General features: G+C 69.1%; 7 protein-coding genes and 1 pseudogene. 5 read left to right on the top strand and 3 right to left on the bottom strand.

The features are described 5' to 3' along the window. A partial coding sequence (locus BLP62_RS12570) for a transposase (RefSeq protein ID WP_176758231.1) occupies positions 1-313 on the top strand: 313 nt, incomplete at its 5' end. Here the strand turns inward: BLP62_RS12570 and BLP62_RS12565 are convergent. Further along, complete coding sequence (locus tag BLP62_RS12565) at positions 305-1429, bottom strand: MFS transporter (protein ID WP_093008648.1); 1125 nt, start codon at positions 1427-1429, stop codon at positions 305-307. The genes BLP62_RS12570 and BLP62_RS12565 overlap by 9 nt on opposite strands. 36 nt (positions 1430-1465) lie before the next feature. Here BLP62_RS12565 and BLP62_RS12560 point away from each other — a divergent pair, with 36 nt between their 5' ends. The 4 genes from BLP62_RS12560 to BLP62_RS12545 are packed head-to-tail and all read left to right on the top strand — an operon-like array spanning position 1466 to position 5232. Continuing rightward, positions 1466-2320, top strand: a complete 855-nt coding sequence (locus tag BLP62_RS12560; protein WP_093008647.1) for an NAD(P)H-dependent flavin oxidoreductase — start codon at positions 1466-1468, stop codon at positions 2318-2320. A gap of 57 nt (positions 2321-2377) precedes the next feature. Continuing rightward, positions 2378-4087, top strand: a complete 1710-nt coding sequence (locus BLP62_RS12555; protein WP_093008646.1) for an FAD-dependent oxidoreductase — start codon at positions 2378-2380, stop codon at positions 4085-4087. A gap of 10 nt (positions 4088-4097) precedes the next feature. Continuing rightward, positions 4098-4592, top strand: coding sequence for a hypothetical protein (locus tag BLP62_RS12550; RefSeq protein ID WP_093008645.1), 495 nt, complete (start codon positions 4098-4100; stop codon positions 4590-4592). A gap of 25 nt (positions 4593-4617) precedes the next feature. After that, positions 4618-5232, top strand: coding sequence for a TetR/AcrR family transcriptional regulator (locus tag BLP62_RS12545; protein ID WP_093008644.1), 615 nt, complete (start codon positions 4618-4620; stop codon positions 5230-5232). A 135-nt stretch (positions 5233-5367) separates the two neighbouring features. Here the strand turns inward: BLP62_RS12545 and uvrA are convergent, their stop codons facing one another. Beyond that, positions 5368-8226: an excinuclease ABC subunit UvrA gene (gene uvrA, locus BLP62_RS12540; protein WP_093008643.1), complete on the bottom strand. Its 2859-nt coding sequence runs from the start codon at positions 8224-8226 to the stop codon at positions 5368-5370. Between the two features lie 28 nt (positions 8227-8254). Then, positions 8255-8650: pseudogene (locus tag BLP62_RS12535) on the bottom strand (IS982 family transposase); the annotation flags it as partial.

The raw sequence follows: 8650 nt of genomic DNA, 5'->3' as shown, positions 1-8650 counted from the left end.
GCTTCGGGCCTGGCTTGGGGAGGGGGAGGAGGCGTGGGTGGTCTTGGACCGGGCGGGGTGGCACGTGTCGGGGCGGGTGGAGGTGCCGGAGGGGGTGCGGCTGGTCTTCCTGCCGCCCTACAGCCCGGAGCTGCAGCCGGTGGAGCGGGTGTGGCCCTTGGTGAACGAGGCGGTGGCCAACCGGTACTTCCGGGACCTTGAGGAGATGATGGAGGCGGTGGCTGAGCGGTGCCGGGTCCTTGCCCAGGACCCCGAGACCCTCAGGCGGCACACCCTGTTCCACTGGTGGCCTAGGACGAAGGAATTAGCATAAAAGGGTATGATAGGGGCTTGGGCCTAAGGGGATGCGGGCCACCTGGCCCGCGAGCAGGCTTCCCAAAAGCCCTCCTAGTCCCAGGGCCAGCCAGAAAAGGGCCAGGTATCCGCTTCTCAGGTTCGCCGGGGAACGGGCCAGGACCACGTTCACCAGGGCGGTGTTGAGGCCGCTCCAGGCCAGGGCGTCGGCCACGGCGGCAAGCCAGATGGGCCAGGGGAAGGCCTGGGAGCCGGAGAGCCAAAGGAGGGGCATCAGGGCGGCCACGAGCCCCGCGCGGAAGAGGACCTTCCCGTGCCCTTCCCGGTCGGCGAGGCGCCCCCACATGGGGCCGAAGAAGAGGCCGGAAACCGCGGAAAGCACCGTCCAGAGGCCCACCTGGGTCATGGAGAGGCCGCCCACCTCCAGGAAGTAGGGCACCACGTAGGGCCCCCCCACCATCACCGCCAGGTACCAGCCGAGGACGAGGCTTAGGTAGCGGCGGTAGCTCCGGTCCTTCCAGGCGGACAGGAGGGTAGGAAGGGGCGCCGGGCCCGCCGGGGGAGGAGGCTCGGCCTGCAGGCGGAGGAGGAGAAGGGCGAGGAGGCCCAAGGCCACCCCCAGGAGGAGGACGGCCTGGTAGCCGGTGGGGGGAGGGAGGTGGTCGGCCACCGCCCCTCCCAGGAGGTTGCCCAGGGTAGCCACCAGGCCCAAAAGGGCGTTGCGTAACCCGAAGTAGCGCCCCCGCTTTTCCTCCGGGACCAGGTCGGCCATCCAGGAGAGCCAGAGAACCCCCACGGGGGCGGCGAGGAGCTGGGAAATCCCGGCGAAGACCAGGAGGCTGGGCACCCAGTAGGCCTCCGGCAGAAAGGGCGCCAGGATGGCGGGCAGGAAGAGGCTCCGGCTTAAGAGGTTGAGGCGTAGGCTCCAGCTTTTGCGGCTTCCCCCCAGGAAAAGGGCCAAGGGAGCCAGGAGCTGGGCCAAGAAGGGAAGGCCCCCGAGGAGGGCCAGGGCCTGGGGAGAGGCCCCCAAGGCCAGGGCGTAGCCCGTGAGGATGACCCCCGTGCTCCAGCTGAGGAAGAGGACGGAGAGGGCGCCTTCCCAGATGGCGAGCCTTAGGGAGCGGTCCGGTTCCACCCTCCGATTATCCTTGAACCCGGTAAAATCTCCCCCATGGAGACCGCCATCACCCGAATGCTGGGGATCCGCTACCCCATCGTGGCCGCCCCCATGTTCTTGGTGTCCAACGCCCCCCTCCTCCAAGCGGTGGCCGAGGCCGGGGGGATCGGGGTGATCCCGAGCCTCAACTTCCGCACCCACCAGGCCTTCCGGGAGTTCCTGGAGAGTTTCCCCCAAGGGGTGCCCTTCGGGGTGAACCTCATCCTGAAGGACAACCCCCGCCTCGAGGCGGACCTCGAGGCGGTGGCCGAGCGCAAGGTCCCCCTCGTGGTCACCTCCCTGGGGGACCCCACCCGGGTGGTGGAGCGGGTCAAGGCCTACGGCGGGGTGGTCTGGTGCGACGTGGTGGGCCTGAGGCACGCCAAGAAGGCGGTGGAGGCCGGGGCGGACGCCCTGGTGGCCGTGGCCTGCGGGGCCGGGGGGCACGCCGGGAGGGTGAGCCCCTTTGTCCTCGGGCCTTGGCTTAGGGAAGAACTTGGGGTGCCCGTCCTCATCGCCGGGGGGATCGCCACGGGGAGGCAGGTGCTCGCCGCCTTGGCCCTGGGGGACGGGGTCTACATCGGCACCCGCTTCATCGCCACCCTGGAGTCGGGGGCGTCCTTGGAGTACAAGGAGGCCCTGCTTCGGGCCTCTCCGGAGGACATAGAGTACACCCCCGAGGTCACCGGGGTGCCCGCCAACTTCCTCAGGGAGTCCCTGGAGCGGTTCCGCCAGGGCGGGGGGAAGGCCTGGAAGGAGGTCTACTCCGCCGGGCACGGGGTGGCCTTCCTCCGGGAGATCCCCTCGGCCAAGGAGGTGGTGGCCCGGCTGGTGGCGGAGTACCAGGAGGCCAAGCGGAGCCTGCCCTAGGGCGGGGATCCTGGAGCGGGCCGACGGGGTTACCCCGGGGCCTTTCTTCAAGGGGATATGCGCGCGGGGTTGGCGTTGCTCCTGTTCTTGGGCCTGGCCCTGGCCCAGTACGACCTCCTGGTCTACGGGGCCACCCCCCAGGGGGTTATGGCCGCCGTGGCCGGGGCCCAGGAGGGGCTTAAGGTCCTCCTCCTGGAGCCCGGGCGGGGCGTGGGGGGGGTGCTCACCCAGGGGTGGCTCGCCACCCTGGACCTGGCCAAGGACCGGGAGGGGCTTCTCCAGGGGGGGCTGTTTGGCGATTTTTACCGCCGCATCGGGCAGGAGGCTTCCTTTGACGTGAAGAGGGCGGAGCGGGCCCTTTGGGCCATGCTCCAGGAGGCCGGGGTGGAGGTGCGCCTCGAGGAGCCCCTGGACCGCCTGGAGCGGCAAGGGGCCGAGCTCCTGGCCCTCGCCACCCCCAAGGGGACCTACCCGGCCCTTTACTTCGTGGACGCCACGGACACCGCCGAGCTGGCCTTCCGCGCCGGGGCCTCCTTCACCCTGGGGCGGGAGGACACGGGGCTGGACCCAAGGGCCATGGCCGCCACCCTGGTCTTCCGCCTGGAGGGGGTGCCCTGGGGGGCGGTCTTCCTGGCCCTGAACTACGAGGGCCAGGTCCGGCGCACGGGGGCCGGGGCCTGGGGGCGAAGCGGCTGGGGCTTCGGGGAGCTGGTGCGGGGGTACGTCCCCTCCGACCCCGCCCGCTACGCCCTCCGCGGCCTCAACCTGGCCCGCCAGGACGACGGGAGCCTCCTGGTGAACGCCCTCTTGCTCTTCGGGGTGGACGGGACGGACCCCTTGAGCCTGGAGCGGGCCCGGGCCGAGGCCGCCCAGGAGGCCTTGCGGGTGGTGGCCTTCCTGCGGGAGAAGGACCCCCTGGTCTTCGGCACCGCCCGCCTCGCCGGCGTGGCCCCGGCCCTCTACATCAGGGAAAGCCGCCACCTGAAGGCCCTCTACCGCCTCCGGGCCGAGGAGGTCCTTTGGGGCAGGAACTTCCCCGACGCCGTGGCCCTCGGGGGGTACCCTCTGGACGGCCAGGCCTACTTCCCCGGGGAGACCCCCTACCTTCTGGGCACCCCGGCCCCCTACGGGGTCCCCTTTCGCGCCCTGGTGCCCCGGGAGGTCAAAAACCTCCTGGTGGTCTCCCAGGCGGCGGGCTTTGACAGCGTGGCCGCCTTCTCCGCCCGGGTGGTGCCCCTGCAGATGGCCCTGGGGGAGGCCGCAGGGGTGGCGGCGGCCCTCCTGCGCAAGGCCCCCCAGGTGGGGCTGGAGAAGGTTCCCTTGGCGGACTTCCACCAGCTCGCCCGCAGTTCCGGCGGGGTGGAGGCCCTGCGCAAGCGCCTCCTGGAGCGGGGCGCCCGGCTTTCCTCCGGGGAAAAGGGGCAGCCGGAGGAGGGGAAGCGGGGCTTCCGCGAGGCGGTGAGCCTCCTCCGGCGGGGCCTCTTCGCCGGGCCCTACTACCTGAGGGGAAGCCTGGGCCTCGCCGACCCCATCCTCTTCGGGGACTTTTTGGCCAACCTGGAGCACTACTACCGGGCCAAGGGCCTCGAGGACCCCCTCCGGGTGGTGCTGAAGGCCAGGGAGCTTTACCGGGAAGAGCTCCAGCGCCCTTTGGGGCGGAAGCTCCTCAACCAGCTTTTGCTGGCCTTGGGGGAGGCCAAGGTGGAGGGCCCGGAGGCCGTCTCAAGGGGAGAGGCCGCCCTTCTCCTCTTCCGCCTTCTGCCATAATGGGCCCAGGGTGCTCGCCGTCCTCCTCCTCCCGGAGTTTTCCGAGCTGGAGGCGGCCTTGGCCCTCGAGGGGGCAAGGCGCCTCGGCCTTCCCGCCTACACCGTGGCCAAGGGCCGCAAGGGCACCTTGGCCCTGGCGGGCTCCGTCTGGACCCCCACCTACGCCTTCCCTGCGGCCCCGCCCCCTAAGGCCCTCCTCGTCCCGGGGGCCAGAAGGCCCGAGCGCCCCGCCCAGGACCCCACCTGGCTCGCCTTTTTAGAGGAGGTGTGGGAGGGCCTCGAGGCGGTCTTCCTGGGCTACAACGCCCACCTTTTCCTGGCCGAGGCGGGAAGGCTTCCCCAGGAGGTGGCGGCCCCCGAGGAGGTGGCGGAAGCCCTCCTTTCCCGGGGCTACCGGGTGGTGCCTGGGGGCGTTCACCGGGAGGGAAAGGTCTACACCACCCGGGGGGGGCTTGCCCTCCTTGGGGCCTTCTCGGACTGGGTCGGCAAAGCGGTTGAGCTTTGAGTTTGTACCGGAGTACACTTACCCCATGGGCGTCCGGGAGTACCAGAAGAAGCGCCGCCGGGACCGGATCTTCCAGGCGGCCATGGCCCTTTTCCGGGAGCGCGGCTTCCAGGCCACCACGGCCACGGACATCGCCAAGGCCGCCCACGTGTCCCGGGGCACCTTCTTCAACTACTACCCCTACAAGGAGGCGGTCCTCCTGGACTACGGAAGCCTCCTCCTCTCCGGGCTCAAGGAGGAGGTGCGGAGGCGCCTCGCCCAGGGGATGGACCCCCTGGCCGTCCTCCGCTTCCTCCTGGAGGAGGTGGCCCGGGCCACGGAGGCGGAAAAAGACCTCCTCCTCCCCCTCCTCTACGAGCTTTTGAACCCCGATCCCGTCCGGGCCAAGGCGGCCTTTGAGGCCCTTCCCCTGGGCGACCTCATCGCCGAGGTCCTGAGGCCCTTGCGGGAGCGGGGGGTGGTGCGCCAGGACCTCTCCCTGGAGCGCATGGGCCGCACCCTGGCCGACCTCTACTTCCTCGCCGCCCTGCGCTGGGCCGCCTACACCCCTCACCGGAGCCTTTCCGAGGAGCTGGAGAAGTCCCTTTCCTTGGCCCTGGAAGGGATCCTCGCCCGAAGCCCTAAAGGGGCCAGGGCCTAGGGCTTCCCCTTCGCTACCCCGCCCCCAAGGGGTCTAAGTGCCCGCACCTTGCTTTTGCCACATAGGACGCTGGAGATGGGGGTTTGCGAAGGCTCTTTTGGGGCCCCCGCTTTGGCGCAAGCCAGAGCGGGGTACTTAGTCCGCCGCCACCTTCAGCCTCTCGGCGATCTCCGGGATCCGGGCCAGGAAGACCCCGGTGGGGCTTCCTGAGAGGGCCACCTCCTCCGGCGTCCCCTCGGCCACGATCTCCCCGCCCCGGTCGCCCCCCTCGGGCCCCAGGTCAATGACCCAGTCCGCGGTCTTCACCACGTCCAGGTTGTGCTCAATGACCACCACGGTGTTCCCCGCCTCCACCAGGCGGTGGAGCACGGAGAGGAGCTTGGCCACGTCCTCAAAGTGCAAGCCCGTGGTGGGCTCGTCCAGGATGTAGAGGGTGCGGCCCGTGGACTTGCGGCCGAGCTCCGTGGCGAGCTTGATCCTCTGGGCCTCCCCTCCCGAGAGGGTGGGGGAGGGCTGGCCCAGCTTCATGTACCCGAGGCCCACGTCCACCATGAGCTGGAGCTTCCGGGCGATGGTGGGGACGTTCTGGAAGAAGTCCAGGGCTTCCTCGGCGGTCATGTCTAAAACGTCGGCGATGTTCTTGCCCCTGAGCTTGACCTCGAGGGTCTCCTTGTTGTAGCGCTTCCCCTTGCACACCTCGCAGGGGACGTAGAGGTCGGGGAGGAAGAGCATCTCAATCTTCACCGTGCCGTCTCCCTGGCAGGCCTCGCACCGCCCGCCCTTCACGTTGAAGGAGAAGCGGCCCGGGCCGTACCCCCGCTTCCTGGCCTCGGGGGTCTTGGCGAAGAGGTCGCGGATCTCGTCAAAGATGCCCGTGTAGGTGGCGGGGTTGGAGCGGGGGGTGCGGCCGATGGGGGACTGGTCAATCTCAATGACCTTGTCCAGGTGCTCTACCCCCTCCAGGGCCTCGTAGGCCCCGGGGGTGGTCTTAGCCCGCATGAGCCGCTGGGCCAAGGCGGCGTAGAGGACGTCGTGGATCAGGGTGCTCTTCCCCGAGCCCGAGGGGCCGGTGACGGCCACGAAGCGGCCCAGGGGGATCCTGAGGGTGACGTTTTTGAGGTTGTGCTCCCGGGCCCCCTTGAGCACGAGCCACTTGCCGTTCCCCTTGCGGCGCTCCTTGGGCACGGGGATCTTTTTGTCCCCGCGAAGGTAGGCGGCGGTGAGGCTTCGCTCGCTTTTCAGGATCTCCTCCAGGGGGCCCTCCGCCACCACCTCCCCCCCGTGGATCCCCGCCCCCGGGCCCATGTCCACGATCCAGTCCGCGGCCCGCATGGTCTCCTCGTCGTGTTCCACCACGATGAGGGTGTTGCCCAGGGATTGGAGGCGCTTGAGGGTGGCGATGAGGCGCTGGTTGTCCCGGGGGTGGAGGCCGATGCTGGGCTCGTCCAGGACGTAGAGGACCCCGGTGAGGCCCGAGCCCACCTGGGTGGCCAGGCGGATCCTCTGGGCCTCACCCCCGGAGAGGGTGTTGGCCGCCCGGTCCAGGGTGAGGTAGTCCAGGCCCACCCCCACCAGGAACCCCAGGCGCTCCACGATCTCCCGCAGGATGGGCCTGGCGATCTGGGCCTGGAAGGGGGAAAGCTTCTCCTCCAGGCCCTGGAAGAACTCCAGGGCTTCCCGCACGGGAAGAGCCGAGACCTCGGCGATGTTCCTGCCCGCCACCCGCACGGAAAGCACCTCCCTCTTGTACCGGGTGCCTCCGCAGACGGGGCAGGGCCTTAGGGACATGAAGGCCTCCAGGGCTTCCCGCACCCCCTCGGACTCCGCCTCCTGGTAGCGCTTCTCCAGCCAGGGGATGACCCCCTCGTAGTGCACCTCCACCCGGAAGGTCTCCTTGTTCCCCCGGCGGAAGACCACCTCAAAGGGCTCCGGAAGCCCGTAGAGCACGGCGTGCTTCGCCTCTTCCGGCAGGTCCTTGAAGGGGGTCTTGAGGTCAAAGCCCAGGTGCTCGGCCAAGGCCCTAAGGCGGTCCCAGAGGTAGCTCCTTCCCGTGTCCCGTCCCCGGGACCAGGGGAGGATGGCCCCCTCGGCCAGGGAGAGCTCGGGGTTCACGATGAGCTCCGGGTCAAACTCCTGCTTGTAGCCGAGGCCCGAGCAGGCGGGGCAGGCCCCGTAGGGGGCGTTGAAGGAGAAGATGCGGGGCTCCAGCTCCTCCAGGACCGAACCGTGCTCCGGGCAGGCGAACTTCTCCGAGAAGAGCTCCTCTTCCCCGGTGTCCGGGTAGAGGACCCTAAGCAGGCCTTCCCCCCGAAGCAGGGCGAGCTCCACGGCCTCGGCGATGCGGGGGCGCTCCTCCTCCTTGAGCACCACCCGGTCTATGACCAGGTCAATGTCGTGCTTCTCGTACTTCTCCAGGTTGAGGTTCTGGGCCTCCTCGAGGAGGTAGATCACCCCGTCCACCCGCACCCGGGCGTACCCCTCCTTCAGGAGCTGCTGGAAGAGCTTCCTGTACTCCCCCTTCCTCCCCCGCACCAAAGGGGCCATGAGGATGGCCCGGGTGCCGGGGGGGCGCCTGAGGAGGCGGTCGGTGATCTCGCTGGCGGACTGCTTCTCTATGGGGCGGCCGCACTCGGGGCAGTAGGCCTGGCCCACCCGGGCGAAGAGGAGGCGGAGGTAGTCGTGGACCTCCGTGACGGTGCCCACGGTGGAGCGGGGGTTGTGGCTTGTGGTCTTCTGGTCAATGGAGATGGCCGGGGAGAGGCCCTCAATGCTCTCCACCTCGGGCTTGTCCATGACGCCCAGGAACTGCCGGGCGTAGCTGGAGAGGCTTTCCACGTAGCGCCTCTGCCCCTCGGCGTAGAGGGTGTCAAAGGCCAGGGTGCTCTTCCCCGAGCCGGAGACCCCGGTGATGACGATGAACTTGCCCCGCGGGAGCTCCAGGCTGATGTTCTTGAGGTTGTGCTCCCGCGCCCCCCGGATGACGATGCGGTCCATCCGTGGAAGTATACCACCACCCAAGTTGCTACCCAGCCATCTTCTGGGTCAGGAGACTGATGTTATGGGCCAGGACGAAGGTGAGAACTTTGATGACGAAACCCTCCTGGGTCACGGCGTGGATGCGCCTGGGGAAGAGGTGATGGAGCATGCTCCCCACCGTCTCCACCACCCTCCGCCCCACGATGGCCAGGTACTGCATCCAAGGGAGATACCGCCGGCTGTTCCTCCTGCGGATGACCATGGGAACAACCTCCTGGGCCTCCCGGAGGAGGTCCTCGTACAGATGGCTCTCGTACCCCCGGTCCAGGTAGAGCTCCGCCCCCTCGGGAAGGTCCAGGGGAAGGAGGAGAAGCGAAGCGAGGTCGTGGAAGCTCCCCGGGGTCAGGTTCACCTCGTGGACGAACTTCCCGTCGTCCACCAG

The sequence above is a fragment of the Thermus arciformis genome (genome assembly GCF_900102145.1).
Lineage (GTDB): Bacteria > Deinococcota > Deinococci > Deinococcales > Thermaceae > Thermus > Thermus arciformis.
This window is presented reverse-complemented; position numbering and strand designations above follow the sequence as displayed.